Annotated in this window: 11 protein-coding genes and 1 pseudogene; 7 read left to right on the top strand and 5 right to left on the bottom strand. The window is 75.1% G+C overall.

Annotated features, from left to right (window positions below; translation table 11 throughout):
* Positions 1-29 precede the first annotated feature (29 nt).
* Positions 30-1,022, bottom strand: a complete 993-nt coding sequence (locus ACFWIA_RS22490; RefSeq protein ID WP_387007810.1) for a DMT family transporter — start codon at positions 1,020-1,022, stop codon at positions 30-32.
* A 47-nt stretch (positions 1,023-1,069) separates the two neighbouring features.
* Between ACFWIA_RS22490 and ACFWIA_RS22485 the strand changes: the two genes are divergently transcribed.
* The 4 genes from ACFWIA_RS22485 (at position 1,070) to ACFWIA_RS22470 (ending at position 8,536) form a co-directional block, all read left to right on the top strand.
* Complete coding sequence (locus tag ACFWIA_RS22485) at positions 1,070-2,542, top strand: PLP-dependent aminotransferase family protein (RefSeq protein ID WP_387007808.1); 1,473 nt, start codon at positions 1,070-1,072, stop codon at positions 2,540-2,542.
* A gap of 145 nt (positions 2,543-2,687) precedes the next feature.
* On the top strand, positions 2,688-4,109 hold the full coding sequence (locus tag ACFWIA_RS22480) for an SWIM zinc finger family protein (RefSeq protein ID WP_387007806.1): 1,422 nt from the start codon (positions 2,688-2,690) through the stop codon (positions 4,107-4,109).
* Between the two features lie 68 nt (positions 4,110-4,177).
* Positions 4,178-6,982, top strand: coding sequence for a DUF6493 family protein (locus ACFWIA_RS22475; RefSeq protein ID WP_387007804.1), 2,805 nt, complete (start codon positions 4,178-4,180; stop codon positions 6,980-6,982).
* A 93-nt stretch (positions 6,983-7,075) separates the two neighbouring features.
* Positions 7,076-8,536, top strand: a complete 1,461-nt coding sequence (locus ACFWIA_RS22470) for a GNAT family N-acetyltransferase (protein ID WP_387007802.1) — start codon at positions 7,076-7,078, stop codon at positions 8,534-8,536.
* 34 nt (positions 8,537-8,570) lie between these two features.
* On the opposite strand, the gene ACFWIA_RS22465 is transcribed toward ACFWIA_RS22470, so the two are convergent.
* Complete coding sequence (locus ACFWIA_RS22465) at positions 8,571-9,101, bottom strand: hypothetical protein (RefSeq protein ID WP_387007801.1); 531 nt, start codon at positions 9,099-9,101, stop codon at positions 8,571-8,573.
* A 269-nt stretch (positions 9,102-9,370) separates the two neighbouring features.
* Between ACFWIA_RS22465 and ACFWIA_RS22460 the strand changes: the two genes are divergently transcribed.
* Both ACFWIA_RS22460 and ACFWIA_RS22455 read left to right on the top strand, forming a co-directional pair.
* Positions 9,371-11,062: a DUF885 domain-containing protein gene (locus ACFWIA_RS22460; protein ID WP_387007799.1), complete on the top strand. Its 1,692-nt coding sequence runs from the start codon at positions 9,371-9,373 to the stop codon at positions 11,060-11,062.
* Between the two features lie 53 nt (positions 11,063-11,115).
* Positions 11,116-12,012 (top strand): ATP-grasp domain-containing protein, encoded by an 897-nt coding sequence (locus tag ACFWIA_RS22455; RefSeq protein WP_387007797.1) that lies wholly within the window; start codon positions 11,116-11,118, stop codon positions 12,010-12,012.
* A 10-nt stretch (positions 12,013-12,022) separates the two neighbouring features.
* Here ACFWIA_RS22455 and ACFWIA_RS22450 read toward each other — a convergent pair whose 3' ends face one another.
* Positions 12,023-12,550 carry a GNAT family N-acetyltransferase gene (locus ACFWIA_RS22450; RefSeq protein ID WP_387007795.1) on the bottom strand — a complete coding sequence of 176 codons (528 nt, stop codon included), beginning with the start codon at positions 12,548-12,550 and terminating at the stop codon, positions 12,023-12,025.
* Positions 12,551-12,683: 133 nt separating this feature from the next.
* On the opposite strand from ACFWIA_RS22450, the gene ACFWIA_RS22445 reads away from it, so the two are divergent.
* On the top strand, positions 12,684-13,478 hold the full coding sequence (locus ACFWIA_RS22445; protein WP_387007793.1) for an ATP-grasp domain-containing protein: 795 nt from the start codon (positions 12,684-12,686) through the stop codon (positions 13,476-13,478).
* A 43-nt stretch (positions 13,479-13,521) separates the two neighbouring features.
* Here ACFWIA_RS22445 and ACFWIA_RS22440 read toward each other — a convergent pair.
* Both ACFWIA_RS22440 and ACFWIA_RS22435 read right to left on the bottom strand, forming a co-directional pair.
* Positions 13,522-13,785 (bottom strand): annotated as a pseudogene (locus ACFWIA_RS22440) (SAM-dependent methyltransferase); the annotation flags it as partial.
* 66 nt (positions 13,786-13,851) lie between these two features.
* Positions 13,852-14,340, bottom strand: coding sequence for a rhodanese-like domain-containing protein (locus tag ACFWIA_RS22435; protein ID WP_387007792.1), 489 nt, complete (start codon positions 14,338-14,340; stop codon positions 13,852-13,854).
* Between the last annotated feature and the right edge of the window lie 145 nt (positions 14,341-14,485).

Genomic DNA, 14,485 nt, shown 5'->3' with positions numbered 1-14,485 from the left:
GCCGGTACCGGTCGGCTCAGGTGCCCTGGTCAGGGGCCGTCGACACCGGTGGGGTCCACCGACCGCCGGGCCGCCGCCGGGGCCTCACCGGTGGACCGGACGCCCCCGGCACCCCTCGGGTCGGGCGGCCCGGCCGTCGCCCCGCCCCGCCGTCCATCGAGGAGGCCCGCCCCGACGGCCACCCCCACCGCCACCAAGCCGCTGCCGACGGCCTGGGCGGTGCCGTAGGCCCCGGCTCCGACCAGGGGTGCGGTGGCGGCGGCAGCGACCGGGATCAGCCCGGAGAACAGCGTGGCCCGCTCCGCCCCGATGCGCTGCACGCCGGCGTACCAGCAGACGAAGCCGATCACCGTGACGACCGCGGCGACCCACCCCAGGGCGAGCGCCTCCGTCAGGTCGGGCATCCGCAGCCAGGCGCCGCCGTCCACCAGCACCCCGAGGAAGGCGGACTCGACGGTGGCGAGCGCGCACACCACCGCCGACAACAGTTTGGGTCCCAGCGGGCGCAGCACGGGCACGGCGAGCACCGCGAACCCCACCTCGCCGAGCAGCGCGCAGACAGAGAACGCCAGCCCGGCCGCGTCGGTGCGCCCCCAGCCCTGGACCGTGAAGGCGCCCACCGCGACCAGGAGGGCGCCGTACAGCGCCGCCCGGCCCGGTCGGCGCCCGGCGAGCGCCGGCACCAGGACGGCGACGACGATCGGCGCGCAGCCGACGAGCACCCCGGGCACCGCGGGTTCGGCGGTGCGCTCGGCCGCGAGCACGGCGAAGTTGAACCCGACCATGCCGACGGCGGCGAGCAGGAGCAGCAACAGCCACTGACGGGCCGCCAAGCCGCGGACCGCGGCCGTGGCGCCCGGTCCCACCAACGGGAGCAGCAGCAGGAAGGCGAGCCCGTAGCGAAGGAACAGGCCGCCCGCGTAGGGGTAGTCCCCGAGGAGGCTGTTGGCGGTGAAGGAGCCGCCGACCAGGACGCAGGCGAGGGCGGCGGACAGGGCTCCGCGCACGGAGTTCGCGTTCATGGGACCGACGTTAGGGACGTGGGTGGACCGGATTAAGGTCCACTTCCATGAGCGTATCGGGGACCACTTCCGGTGACGGTGCGAAGGGCCGGAGCGGCGGGCCCGGTAGCGCCGCGTGGGAACTGCTGCGGCCCGCGGTGGCGGCGCCGGCCCGGTCGCGGGGGCGGGCCCTGCGGTCGGCGCTGCGCGAGGCGGTCCGCAGCGGCCGGTTGGCCCCGGGGACCCGGCTCCCGTCCTCCCGGGACCTCGCCGGTGACCTGGGGGTGTCGCGCGGGCTGGTGACGGAGGCGTACGAGCAGTTGACCGCGGAGGGGTACCTGCGCAGCGACCGCGGGGCCGGCACCTGGGTGGGTGGTGCGGCGCGGGCGGCCCGTCCAGCGGCCCGGGACCGTGCCCCGCGCCGGCCCGGCCCGGGCATCGACTTCCTGCCCGGCACACCGGACCTGTCGCTGTTCCCGCGCGCGGGCTGGGCGACCGCCTACCGTGCGGTCCTGGCGGAGGTGCCGCACGGGGCACTCGGCTATCCCGACCCCGGCGGGTTGCCCCGGTTGCGTACGGCCCTCGCCGGGTTGTTGGCCCGCAGGCGCGGGGTGGTGGCCGATCCGCAGCGCCTGGTGGTGTGCTCGGGCGTCGCCCAGGCCCTGACCCTGCTCGGGCTCGTCCTGCACGCGCGCGGGGAGCGTGCGGTGGGGGTCGAGGATCCGGGCAGCCCGCCGCACGGTGCGCTGTTCGCCGCGACGGGGGTGCGTGCCGTGCCCCTGCCGGTGGACGGGGAGGGGGTGGCGCTCGGTCCCCTCGCGGCGTCGGGGGTGCGCTGCGTGGTGACCACGCCCGCGCACCAGTTCCCGTTGGGGATCGCGTACTCGGCGCGGCGGCGGGCCGATCTGCTGGAGTGGGCGCGTGCGGTGGACGGGCTGGTCGTGGAGGACGACTACGACGGCGACTTCCGGTACGACCGCTCCCCCGTGGGCGCCCTCCAGGGCCTCGACCCGGAGCACGTGCTCTACACGGGTTCGGTGAGCAAGTCGTTGGCCCCCGGGCTGCGGCTGGGGTGGCTGTTGGCACCGGAGCGGCTGGTCGACGCGCTGGTGGAGCGAAAGCGGACCATGGACCTGGGCAATCCCGCCGCCGACCAGGAGGTGTTGGCGCGGTTCGTGGAGAGCGGGGCGTACGACCGTCAGTTGCGGCGGTGCGGGCGGGCCTACCGGGAACGACGGGACGCCCTGGTCGGGGCGGTGCGGGAGGGCTTCCCCGGTGCTCGGGTGACGGGGATCTCCGCGGGGCTGCACGTGATCGCCGCGCTCCCCGGGCGGTTCGGGCCCGAGGCGCGGTTCCTGGGCCGGGCGGAGGCCGCCGCCGTTGCCGTCCGGCCCCTGTCCTCGTACGCGGAGCACGCGTCCTCGGTGCCCGATGACGGCGCGGTGCGTCTGGTGTTCGGTTACGCGCACCTGCCCCCGGCGCGGATCGTCGACGGGGTGCGGCGACTCGCCGCGGCGGTGGGGGCGGCTGACGGGGCGTGACCCCGCCCGGGGTGGGTCGACGGGGCGTGACCGCGCCGGGGCGGCCGGATCGCGGGGGTGCGTGGAGTGGGTCCGCGATCGGCCCGGAGCCCAACGTCCCCGCAGGTCAGGCCGATTGTCAGTGGGGAGACCTACCGTTTTCCCCATGACCCGTTCACTGCACGCCCTGGCCTACGCACGCCCTTCTTCGCTGGAGTCGGTGCCCGGTGGTCGGCGCCTCGGCCTGGAGACCTCCCAGGGCGCGACGCCGACCGGCCGGGAGGCCCACCCCCGGTTCTTCACCGGCTTCCTCACCTCGCCCCAGATCGCTTCGGCCGCCCTGCTCGCGGTGGCCGACGTGGCGGCGGCCCGGTACTACCAGCCGCAGATGCGGGGCTTGCTCGACCCGGTGGTCACGGGCAACGGCGACCGCATCCGGTTCGAGTCGTTCTCGGGGTGCGGCGGGGTGTACGCCCGTCTCGACGTCCTGGCGCCGGGGCTGGACGGCGGCGAGATCGGGCACGGCACGACGAACGTGGACGTGAACAACCCCCTGCGCGAGGCGCTTTCCCGGATCGGCTCGGACGACCCCCTGCACCTGCGGGTCGGCCCGGACGACCTCGCGGTCACCACCCTGGACGGGCCCGTGGTGGAGAAGAAGGTACCGCTGCCGGACCGCTGGCTGCGGGGATTCGCCGAGGCACAGGTGATAGCGGCCGGTTTCGAACTGCGGGCCGAACTGCCCGCCGGCGAGGCCGTGCGCTTCCTCCGGTCGCTGCCGAAGGGCAGTGGGCGGGCGCGTCCGCCGCTGTGGGTGGTGCCCGCCGGCCGGAGCCTGCGGCAGACCACCCGGCCGGTGCCGGGCGCCGTGTGCCTGCCGGGTCCCGATCGGCTGGTCGCCCTCCAGCGGGTGCTGCGGCACGCCACGGCGCTGCGGATCTACGGTCCGGCGGCGGTCGGGGAGGCGGCGGTCTCGGCCGCCTGGGAGGTCGTGCTGCCCGGCATGCGGCTGACGCTCACCCTGTCGCCCGAGGCGTCGCGCGGGTTCTCCGGCGAGGGCGGGGTGTTGGAGGCGCTGGCGACGGACGAGGCCGGGGAGGACGCGGAGCTGATCGGGGTGCTGCTGGCCTGGGAGCCCCGGATCGAGATCGCCGATCTCGCGGCGTCCTCCGGGCTCACCCCGGAGCGGGTGCGGGCCGCCCTGGTGCGGCTCGGCACCTCGGGCCGGGTGGGGTACGACACCGCGGAGGCCGCCTACTTCCACCGCGAGCTGCCCTACGACGCGGCCCGCGCCGAGCGCCACAATCCGCGGCTGCGGTCCGCGCGCGCCCTGCTGCGGGCCGGGGCCGTGACGTGGGAGGGCGCCCTGGGCACGGTCACCGCCGAGGACGGCCATGTGCACCGGGTGCGCGAGGACGGCGGCCGACTGAGCTGCACCTGTCAGTGGTGGGCCGCTTACCGGGGCGGGCGGGGCCCGTGCAAGCACGCCCTGGCGGTACGGATGGCCCGCCGGGAGGTCACGGCCCCCGTCGGCACCGGGCGGACGGCCCCGGCCCCCGCGGTGGAGACGGACACCGGCGTCCGATGACGACCGGCCAGGCAGCGGTGACGAATCCGGTGAACCTCCGACACGACACGACGAAGGCAGCAGGAACGATGAGCACGCAGACGGCACGGACCACGTCATCCCACGACCCGGCGGACCGGCCGGCGCAGGCGGGGCAGTCGGGTCAGGCGGCCCGGACGCCGCAGCAGGCCACGGACGCACTAGTGGCGGCCGTGCGGGACGGAAACGTGTCCTCGGTGGTCACGCTGACCCGGGCGATGACGACGGGCGAGCGCCGTGCGGCACTGTCCGGGCTGAAGGCGCTGCGCAAGGAACTGCGGACGGACTCGTGGTCGCGCCGGTCCCGGCGGACGTACCCGGCCCTGCACGCGGCGGGCGCCGCCTGCCACACCGGCGCGGTGGCCACGGCGACCTGGCTGACCGGCGCGGACATGCGGTGGTCCCCGGCCCCGCCCAAGCTGCTGCTGGAGGTGTTCGCCGACCGCGGTCCCGAGTGGCAGGGCGAAGTGGCCCGGCGGCTCGCGGAGCGCCCGCCGTCCGCGAGGGTGGCGTACGAGTTGATGTCCGGGCTGGTCCGGCTCGCCGACTGCGCGGTGCCCACGACCGAGAGCTACGTGCGCGGGTGGATGGACGAGGTCAGACGGCATCGGTTGGCCGCCGGTCCCGAGCTGCTGGGCCGGCTGCGCTCCGATCCGCATCTGGTGACCATGGTCACCGCCCTGTTCGAGCTGGACGACATCGGCGCGCAGTTGGAGTGGAGCTACGGCAGGGACGGCACCGAGGGCTGGATACCGACGCTGACCTGGCTGACGGCCGAGGGCGCCCTGGAGCGCACGGCGATGCTGGACGCCTGTGTGGCCTGGCTGCTGCGCGGCGGCAGGACCGCCGACCAGCGGGCCTTCCTCACCCTGCTGGGGAAGTTGGCGCCCACGCGGGACGAGGAGCGGCAGCGCACCGCGGACTGGACGGCGCTGGTGGCGGACGCCGGGCCCACGGTGGCCGCACACGCCCAGGCGGTCCTCGGTGCGATGGCGCTGGACGGTGAGTTGACGGCCCGACAGCTGGCGGAGGTGTCGCGGGGCGCCCTGTTCCGTCCGGAGAAGAAGCTCGTACGGTCCCAACTCATCCTGCTCGGCAAGGTGTTCGGCGCCTCGTCGGAGCTGCTGCCGGAGCTGTTGCCCGCGGTCGCCGACGCCTTCGGGCACCAGGACACCGACCTCCAGGAACGCGCCCTCAAGCTGGTGGAGAAGTACGCCGCCCAGGTGCCCGACTCCGTCCGGGAGGAGATTCTGGCGGCGGCCGAGCAGCTGAGCGCTCCTCTGCGCCCGCGCGCCGCCCGCGCCCTGGGCGGTGCGCCCCGGGCCCTGGAGTCCACGGACACGAACACGGAACCGTACGAGGAGTTCCTCCCGCCGGTGCCCGAGCCCGGCCGGCCGGTCCCGCCGATCGGGTCGGTGGCGGAGCTGACGGAGGAGGTGAGCGCCCTCCTGCTGGCGAGCAGTGGCCGCAGCGACGCGGTGACCTTCGAACGCGTCCTTGACGCTCTGGTGCGGTACGCGCACACGGACCGGGAGGCCCTGGTCGAGGCGGTGCGCCCGGTCGTCGTACGGCGCTGGTGGTACCCCGGGGCCTCCGAGCACGGACGGCCCAACATCAACTTCGGTGTGGACACGTACGGGATCGAGGTGGTCCTCGCGAGCCTGTTCGAGGTGGTGCGGACCGCCACGCTGCACACGGCGGCGCGCAGGAGCGCGCAGGGCCTGGACTGCTGCGTGCACGCGGTGCTGGAGCAACCCCGTCAGGCCCGGCTGTGGGAGGCGGCGTACCGGGTGGCCAGCGACCGGCCGCCGTTCCTCCTGGCCACCCCGTCCTGGACCTCGGGGCAGGTCGATCCGGCGGAACTCGTGGCCCGGCTGGACGCGTACCGGCGGCTGGGGGTGAGCCCCGGCGAGGTGGACTTCGCACAGGCGCTGCTACGGGTGCGCCGGGACGAGCGGGCGCAACCCGGGACGGCCACGGGCCCGTCCCCGGAGGCCGCCGCTGCCGTGACCGCAGCTACCGGGCTCGGAACGCCGGAGGGCGACCGTCTCGCCCGCTGGCTGGCCGACGGCGAGCCCCCGCTGCCGTCGCTGCAGGTCGTGACGGACCAGGAGAGCCAAGCCCTGTTGGTCGAGGTGGGCCAGGCGCACAGCCTCTTCGAAGGCCTTCCGGCCGTGTTCCACGCCATGGGCGCCCCGTTGGAGGCCGACACCCACGCGAGCCGGTCCTGCTACCACTGGACCGTCGAGCGCGAGGGCCACGAGCTGCTGGCCGTGCCGGGCCGGCGGGAGCTGGTGGCGGCCCGGCTGGTCGGCCTGCTGTCGCAGACCGCCCGGTACAACGCCAGCGGCGACGTGGCCTATCTGCCGAGCCTCGCCGAGGCGCCCGGGCCGGCCGGCCCCGCGGTCCACCTGTCCGTGGCGTACGGCATCGGTGCGCGCAACAGCGAGGAGCGGGTCGCTGCGGTGGACGCGCTGCTGGTGCTGGCCGCGCGGGGGCAGCTCGACGTCCCGCTGCTGGGGGGCCTGCTGAGCACCCTGATGCTCCGCGGCACGGTCAAGCCGTCGCGTGCCGTGGACAGCGTGCGCACGGCAGCGGCGACGGGCGCGTACCGCACGGTGGGGGCGGTACTGCGGGAGACGCTGCCCGCGCTGCTGGCCGGCCCCGCGCACGACGGCAAGGCCCTGCGGGGAGTGGCGGACCTGTTGGCCGTGGCGGCGGAGTGCGCGGAGCACACCGGGGACCGGGGCACGGTCCCGCACCTCGCGGAGCTGGCGGCCCGCAGCGGCAGCGCCCGGCTGCTCACCCAGGCCCGACGACTGCACGCGGCGCTCGGGGCGGAGTCCACCGGGTGATCCGGGCACGGGGCGGCGCGGCGCGCGGGGTGTTTTACCCATCGGTCACAAACGGTTCGTGATCACGCAACACGGTCCCGCCACAGTGACGGCATGAGCCGAGACCTCCCCGTCCCCCGCCCCGCCGGCCCCGAACGGCGCGCACACCACTGGCGCCGGGACGTGGTGGAGCTGGCCGCCCTGTTCACGGCGGTCGCCGTGGCGGACGCCGTGGCCAATCTGATCGGCCACGGGCCGAGCGGACCCGCGCTGCTGCTGATCTCGGCGGTGGTGCTCCTGGCCACGGCGGGGTTCCACACCTGGTGGGCCCACCGCTCGCGCCGCCACGACCACCCGGCCGGGTCCGACGGGACGGCGCCGCACGCCCTTGCGGACCGGGTGCCGTCCGCGGTCTCCGGTCCGGGAGGGCCGGGGGCGACGGAGTTGTGGCGGCTGCGCACGACGGTCCGCGACACCCCGGGCTCGCTCGCGGCGCTGTGCGCGGCCCTGGCCGAGCACCAGGTGGACATCCTGAGCCTCCAGACCCACCCACTGGCCGAGGGCACGGTGGACGAACTCCTGGTCCGGGCGCCGGCCGGGCTCCCCGCGGGCGAGGTCGCCCGGGCCGCCGCCCGGGCCGGCGGCACCGGCACCCGGATCGAACGGGCCGACCCGCACGACCTGGTCGACGCGTCGACCAGGGCCCTGGGCCTCGCCACCCGGACCGCTCTGGACCCGGCGGAACTCCCGTTGGCGCTCCGTCAGCTCCTGGGCCGTTGTACGGTCCGTTCCCACCCCGCTCCCCGCACCGACGCGCCGGCGGCCGACCCCGCGGAGGCACACCGTCTCGACGCGTCGGCGGAGGGCGTCCTGCCGGGGGACACTGTCCTGCGACTGCGGACCCCGGACGGCGGCCACCTCACCGTGGAACGGCCCCACCTCCCCTTCACCCCGACGGAGTTCGCCCGTGCGCGGGCGCTGGTGGAGTTGGACACCCGGCTGGGCCCCCGGGTGTCACGGCAGCAGGACCGGGTGGCTCTGGCGCGCGGTGGGGAGGTGACCGTTCGCCGGGCCTCGCCGGCGGACCTCGCGGAGGCGAAGGCCCTGCACGAGCGGTGTTCGTCCCAGACGCTGCGGATGCGGTACCACGGCTCCGTCAAGGACGCCGACCCGTACCTGCGTCGGCTGCTGGCCCCGGGCTTCGGCCGCACCCTGGCCGCGCGGACCGCCTCCGGCCGGATCGTCGCGCTCGGGCACCTGTTGTGGGACGGCGACGAGACGGAGGTGGCCCTCCTGGTCGAGGACGCGTGGCAGCGACGGGGCATCGGCAGCGAGCTCCTGGGGCGCCTGGTGACCGCGGCCGAGGAGGCGGGCTGTGCGAGCGTCTACGCGGTGACCCAGGCGTCCAACACCGCGATGGTGGCGGTGATGCGCGGGCTGGGGCTGCCGCTCGACTACCAGCTCGACGAAGGGGTGCTGATCATCACGGCCCGGCTGGACGGGGTCGCGGCCGGCAGCCGTTCGGCGTCGGCTGCCGGTGTCACCGACCGCGGTACCGCGACGCCCGCCCCGTGACGGCTGCCGGCGCCGCCCGGTGTCCGGGGGGCCCTCAGCAGTGGACGTGTTCGTCGTCGTCGAGCGCGGTCTCGGTGCCCACCCAGAAGACTCCGGGGTCGAAGGAGACCCGTAGCAGTACCCGACCGCCGGCCAACTCCTTCTCGAAACAGACGTCGGTGCGCCCCACCTGGGGGTCGCCCGCTGCGCGTGCGGTGGTCACCCGGGTCCAGCCGTCGCCCTCCGCCAACGCGCGGTAGTGGTCCCGGACCACCTGGTGGTCGCCGTCGAACTCGTAGCTGCGGGTGGCCGACAGCAGTTCGTCGTCGCGGCCGTCCCTGCAGCCCACCTCCAGGGTGTGCCAGCCCGTCGCGACCCGCGCTCCTTCGGGCGGCGACCCGAGGAGGGACACCGAGGAGATCTCGTCCGCCCTGGCCTCGGTCCCGAGGCAGTCGTCGTCGTCCAGCAGCAGTCCCCCCATCAGCCGATTGAGTCCGAACAGCAGTGTCAGTCCCACCAGCAGGGCGCCCAGAACGGTCACGACGACCAGCTGCCACAAGGTGAGTCCGGTCGGTTTCGTCGACACCGTCCCGCCCCCAGGTACGTCCCCGGGCGCCTGTACGGTTCCGGATCGCGGCGCCCGGGGCCGAAGTTACACGTCGGACGGGCGCTTCGGTGGCACTGGGTGCATTCCGGGCCACTCCGGTCGGTGGGGCGGACCTACGGAGGAATCGAACGGAGATCCGATCACGGGACCGCGGGCGACGGTTCCGACCGGTCGGCCACCCGGTTGCCGCCGCCGCGCACACCGAGGCCCTCGTGACGACGTACGGGTCCACGTACGAGGATGTTCGCATGTCAGAGACGAAGAGCCCGCTTCCCCGCGAGGTCGCCGACGCCTATGTCGACGACCTCGTCGCCCTCGATCCGGTGACCGGCACCTACCTGGGGGTGCGCGCGAGCCACCGTGCCCTTCCCGACTACTCCCCCGCCGGCCAGGCCGCCCGGGCGGACCTGGCCCGCCGGACGCTGACCCGCCTGGACGCGGCCGAGGCGCTGCCGGGCGCCGGCGCCGACCGGGAACGCCGCTGCGGCCGGCTGCTGCGCGAACGGCTCACCGCGGAACTGGCCGTCCACGACGCGGACGAACACCTGCGGGCGGTCGGCAACATGTTCTCGCCCCCGCACGACGTGCGCGAGGCGTTCTCCCTCACCCCTACCGACACGGACGAGGACTGGGCCGTGCTCGCCGCCCGACTGCGCGCGGTGCCGGCCTCGCTGGCCGGGTACCGCGCGTCGCTGGCCCTGGGCCTGGAGCGCAAGCTGTTCGCCGGCCCGCGCCCCACCGCCACCTTCATCGGCCAGCTCACCGAATGGACCGAACCCGATGCCGCGGGCGACTCCTGGTTCGAGCAGTTCGTGGCCCCCGGCCCGCAGACGTTGCGGACGGAGCTGACCGAGGCCGCCCGGATCGCCCGGACGGCGTTCGCGGAGCTGCGCGACTGGATGGCCGCGGAGTACGCCCCGGCGTTCGAGGGAGCGCCGGACCCGGTGGGCCGCGAACGGTACGCACGGTGGTCCCGCTACTTCAACGGTACGGACCTCGACCTGGGCGAGGCGTACGCGTACGGCTGGTCCGAGTACCACCGGCTGCTGGCGGAGATGCGGGCGGAGGCCGAGAAGGTGCTGCCGGGCGCCGCCACCCCGTGGGTCGCACTGGCCCACCTCGACGAGCACGGACGGCACATCGAGGGCGTCGAGGAGGTCCGGGTCTGGCTCCAGGACCTGATGGACCGCGCGATCGACGCCTTGGACGGCACGCACTTCGAACTCGCGGACCGCGTAAGGGTCGTGGAGTCCAGGATCGCGCCGCCCGGAGGGGCCGCCGCGCCGTACTACACGGCACCGTCGGAGGACTTCTCGCGTCCGGGCCGCACCTGGCTGCCGACCATGGGGCTGGACCGCTTCCCGGTCTACGACCTGGTGTCCACCTGGTACCACGAGGGCGTGCCCGGCCATCACCTCCAGCTCGCGCAGTGGGCCCACGTCCAGGAGGACCTGTCGCGCTACCAGGCGGGCGTCGGCGGGGTGAGCGCCAACTGCGAGGGCTGGGCCCTGTACGCGGAGCGGCTGATGGACGAGCTGGGCTTCTTCACCGACGCGGAGACCCGACTCGGCTACCTGGACGCCCAGATGATGCGGGCGGTGCGGGTCATCGTGGACATCGGCATGCACCTGGAGCTGGAGATCCCGGCCGATTCGCCCTTCCACCCGGGTGAGCGGTGGACCATCGCGCTGGCCGAGGAGTTCACCGGCGCGCACAGCAGCCGGCCGGCCGACTACGTGGCCAGCGAGCTGACCCGGTACCTGTCGATCCCCGGTCAGGCCATCGGCTACAAGCTCGGCGAGCGCGCCTGGCTGCTCGGTCGGGAGCGCGCCAAGGAGCGCCACGGGGACGCGTTCGACGCCAAGGCGTGGCACATGGCGGCCCTCTCCCAGGGCTCCTTGGGCCTGGACGACCTGGTGGACGAGTTGTCCCGGCTGTAGCGGGCGGGCGCCGTCCGCTCCTGCTCGTCCGCCCCCGCTTCGGAGGAACGCCCGTGCGTCCCGGATTCCTGTTCCCGTGCGACCCGCTGCGCCCGACCCGCGTCGACCCGGATTTCGGGCCGCAGGCGGCGGCCGTCCGCGCGGTCGGCGCACCGCTCGCGTTGATCGACCACGAGGCACTCACCACCGGCGCGGCCCACGAGGCGGTGGCCGCCGTCCCCGTCGGATCGGGTGCCTACTGGTACCGGGGGTGGATGGTGCCCGTCGGGCGCTACGGGGAGTTGGCGCGGGCCGTGCAGGAGCGGGGGTGCGTGCTGTTGACCGGGCCGGCGCGGTACGCCCGGGCCCATGAACTTCCCGGGTGGTACGCCGCGTTCACCGGGTTGACCCCGCGCAGCGCCTGGCGGGCCGCCGTACCGTGGGCCCCGCCCGACCGGGCGGCGCTCGGGGAACTGGCGGCTTCGCTGCGACCGGGCGCAGCGGTGGTGAAGGACTACGTGAAGTCCCGCAAGCACGAGTGGGACGAGGCGTGTCACGTGCCCGACCTCGGGGACGCGGAGCGACTGGCCGCGGTGGTGCACCGTTTCTTCGCGCTCCAGGACGAGTCCCTGGCCGGCGGGCTGGTGCTCCGGGAGTTCGAACCGTTCGTCGCGGGCGGCGAGGCCCGGGTGTGGTGGGTGGACGGCGAGCCGGTCCTGGTGACCGCGCACCCCGACACTCCGGGCCGGTGTCCGGCTCCGGAGCTGGCGGGGGTCCGGGCGGCCGTCGCCGCACTGGACTGCCGGTTCGTGACGACGGACCTGGCGCTGCGGACGGACGGGGAGTGGCGCGTGGTGGAGGTCGGGGACGGGCAGGTCAGCGGGTTGCCGCGGGACGGGGCCGCCGGCGGGGCCGTCGACACGCTGGTCGCCGCGCTGTGCCGGGCCCGGGTCGACGGGGTCGTCAGGTAGCGGCTGGTCCTCACGGGGGTGGGTCGCGCAGGTCCCGCACGTACCGGTCGAACCGGGTGGCGTCGTCGCCGTGCGCCCGCGCGCCGGGGGTGAACCCTGCCCGCCGCGCGACCGCCGCGGATGCGGGGTTGGCCGGATCGACCTGGATCACCGCTTGCTCCCCGCCCTCGGTGGCCGCGTACCGGGACGCCAGGAGGACGGCGCGGGTGGCCAGGCCGCGCCCCCGCCACGACGGATAGAGACCGTAGGCGACGTTCACCTGACCTGGAGTCAGGTCCGCTCCCGAGAACCGCAGGTCGACCGTGCCGGCGAGCACCTCGTCGGCGCCCGTCCGGATGCCGAAGGCGCGGAGCGGACCTGCCGTGTTCCATTGTTCCCGGCAGTGCCGGACGTACGCTTCGACGCCCTCGCGCGTGCCCGGACCGCCGTTGAGCCAGCGAACCAGCAGTTCGTCCTCACCCGCGAGGTGCGCCTCTACGTCGTCCGGTCGCAGCGGCGTCAAGGTGACGATCCCGTCGGACAGCTCCACTTCGCGCATCCGCCGATTCTCGACGCCGCGCTCGCCTCGCACCACCGGATTCCGCGGGACGCCTCCCCCGCGCCCATCCGTCACGAGGGGTGCGGGGAAATCCGCTGTCCCCGGGGGGTCGGGATACGGGACCCTGCCCCTCGTGACCTCGACGACGTGCCCACCGCGCACCCTGTTCCTGCCGCCCCAACCGACGGCGACCGGCCGCGCCCTGGCGGCTGCCGCCGAACGGCGCGGGCTCGGCTGCGAGGTGCTGCCGGGGCGGTGGGTGCCGGACGCGGTGCGCGGTGCGCCCGGGCCCGCCCTGTTCGCGGGTCCGGGGTTCGCCGACGTGGTGGCGGTGGAGTTGGGGCTCGGCCTGTTGGAGGCCCCGGTGGACTGGCTGGCGGGGCTTCCCCGGGAGCTGACGGGCCGGCACGTCGCGTGCGTTCCGCTCGCCGCGGCGCGGGCACTGCGGCGGCCGGCGTTCGTGAAGCCGCCCAACGACAAGAGCTTTCCCGCCAGGATCTACCCGGACGGCAGTCGGCTGCCGGGTCCCGACGCCCTGGACGACACCACCCCGGTGCTGGTCAGCGATGTCGTGGCGTTCTCCGCCGAGTACCGCCTCTTCCTGCTGGACGGCGAGGTGCGCACCGGCAGTCGCTACGGGGTGCGGGGCGGCCGGGACCTCTTCCCGCTCGATGCGGACCCCCGCGGTGGTGAAGTGCGGGAGTTCGCCGCCCGGGTGGTGGCTGCGGGGCCCCGGCTGCCGTCGGCGATCGTGGTGGACGTGGGGCGGTTGGTGGACGGCGGCTGGGCGGTGATCGAGGCCAACGCGGCCTGGGCCAGCGGCCACTACGCGGCCGATCCGGACGCCGCCTTGGAGGTGCTGTTGCGTGCCGCCCGGCCCCGGGGGAACGTCACTGCGGCGGATGAACCGTTCCTGCGCCCTCAGTAGGAGCAGGGCGCAGGAACACCGGGCACCGGGCGCTCTCCTCGGGGGCCAGGAGGCCGCCGAGTTGGTGGTCGCCGACCTCCAATGCGGTCATGGAGCCCACAGTGAACCGCAGTTCGGGATGGGCCTCCCGGGCCCACGTCGGCGACCGGCCCGGGTGGGCCCCGGTCCGGACGAGTTCGGCGAACGCGGTCAGCACCGCCCGCGACAGCGGATCCAGCTCGGAGGGCGCCTTGACGTGCTGCGCGTAGTCGGCGGCGACGGCGTCGTAGGACTCCCGGACCGCGGCGAGGAAGGAGTGCTCGGTCACCCCGCCCAATCCAGGGCCTCGACGGGGCCGCGCCCGGTCGCGGGCCGTCCCCCGGTGCTCACCTGCTCAGCAGCCGCAGTGCGGGGCGGCGCGCGGCGCGGTCAGCGGGTCGGGGTCCCGGCGTGCGGGACCCTCGAAGGTCTCGTAGGGGAAGCCCTCCCGGGCCCAGTACTCGAACCCGCCGAGCATCTCCTTGACCCGGTAGCCCCGTTCGGCGAGGGCGAGGGCGGCCCGCGCGGCGCCGTTGCAGCCCGGCCCCCAGCAGTAGGTGACGACCGGCACGGACCGGTCGAGGAGCCGCTCTGCCTGCTCGGGGACCAACGCGGTGGGCAGGTGCACGGCCGAGGGCAGATGCCCCTGGTCCCAGGACTCGGTGGAGCGGCAGTCCACGACGACGAACCCGGGGTCCCCGTCGTCGGCGAGCGCGGCGGCCACGTCCGAGGCGTCCGTGTGGAAGGCGAGGCTCGCCGCGAAGTGGGCGGCGGCCCGCTCGGGAGACGCCGGCGGAACCCGCAGCACGGGGTGCGGTGCGGTGCGGGCGGTGCGGGTGGTCATCGTGGGTTCCTCCGTGGGTCGGTGCTCCCGGCTCCGTCCCCGGAAGGCGGGGCGGTGTCTGCCGGCACCGAAAAATCTACGGATCCCCCGGCCGCGGGTGAACGGTCGATCCACGGGACCGGGCTTGTCCCACCGTGGTTCCCCC

This window comes from Streptomyces sp. NPDC127068, assembly GCF_042724695.1.
Taxonomy (GTDB): Bacteria; Actinomycetota; Actinomycetes; order Streptomycetales; family Streptomycetaceae; genus Streptomyces.
This window is presented reverse-complemented; position numbering and strand designations above follow the sequence as displayed.

What these genes read in the sequence shown, in the direction of transcription:
- ACFWIA_RS22490 (WP_387007810.1), bottom strand. Translation starts at nt 1,022, where the DNA reads ATGAACGCGAACTCCGTGCGCGGAGCCCTGTCCGCCGCCCTCGCCTGC.
- ACFWIA_RS22485 (WP_387007808.1), top strand. Translation starts at nt 1,070, where the DNA reads ATGAGCGTATCGGGGACCACTTCCGGTGACGGTGCGAAGGGCCGGAGC.
- ACFWIA_RS22480 (WP_387007806.1), top strand. Translation starts at nt 2,688, where the DNA reads ATGACCCGTTCACTGCACGCCCTGGCCTACGCACGCCCTTCTTCGCTG.
- ACFWIA_RS22475 (WP_387007804.1), top strand. Translation starts at nt 4,178, where the DNA reads ATGAGCACGCAGACGGCACGGACCACGTCATCCCACGACCCGGCGGAC.
- ACFWIA_RS22470 (WP_387007802.1), top strand. Translation starts at nt 7,076, where the DNA reads ATGAGCCGAGACCTCCCCGTCCCCCGCCCCGCCGGCCCCGAACGGCGC.
- ACFWIA_RS22460 (WP_387007799.1), top strand. Translation starts at nt 9,371, where the DNA reads ATGTCAGAGACGAAGAGCCCGCTTCCCCGCGAGGTCGCCGACGCCTAT.
- ACFWIA_RS22450 (WP_387007795.1), bottom strand. Translation starts at nt 12,550, where the DNA reads ATGCGCGAAGTGGAGCTGTCCGACGGGATCGTCACCTTGACGCCGCTG.
- ACFWIA_RS22435 (WP_387007792.1), bottom strand. Translation starts at nt 14,340, where the DNA reads ATGACCACCCGCACCGCCCGCACCGCACCGCACCCCGTGCTGCGGGTT.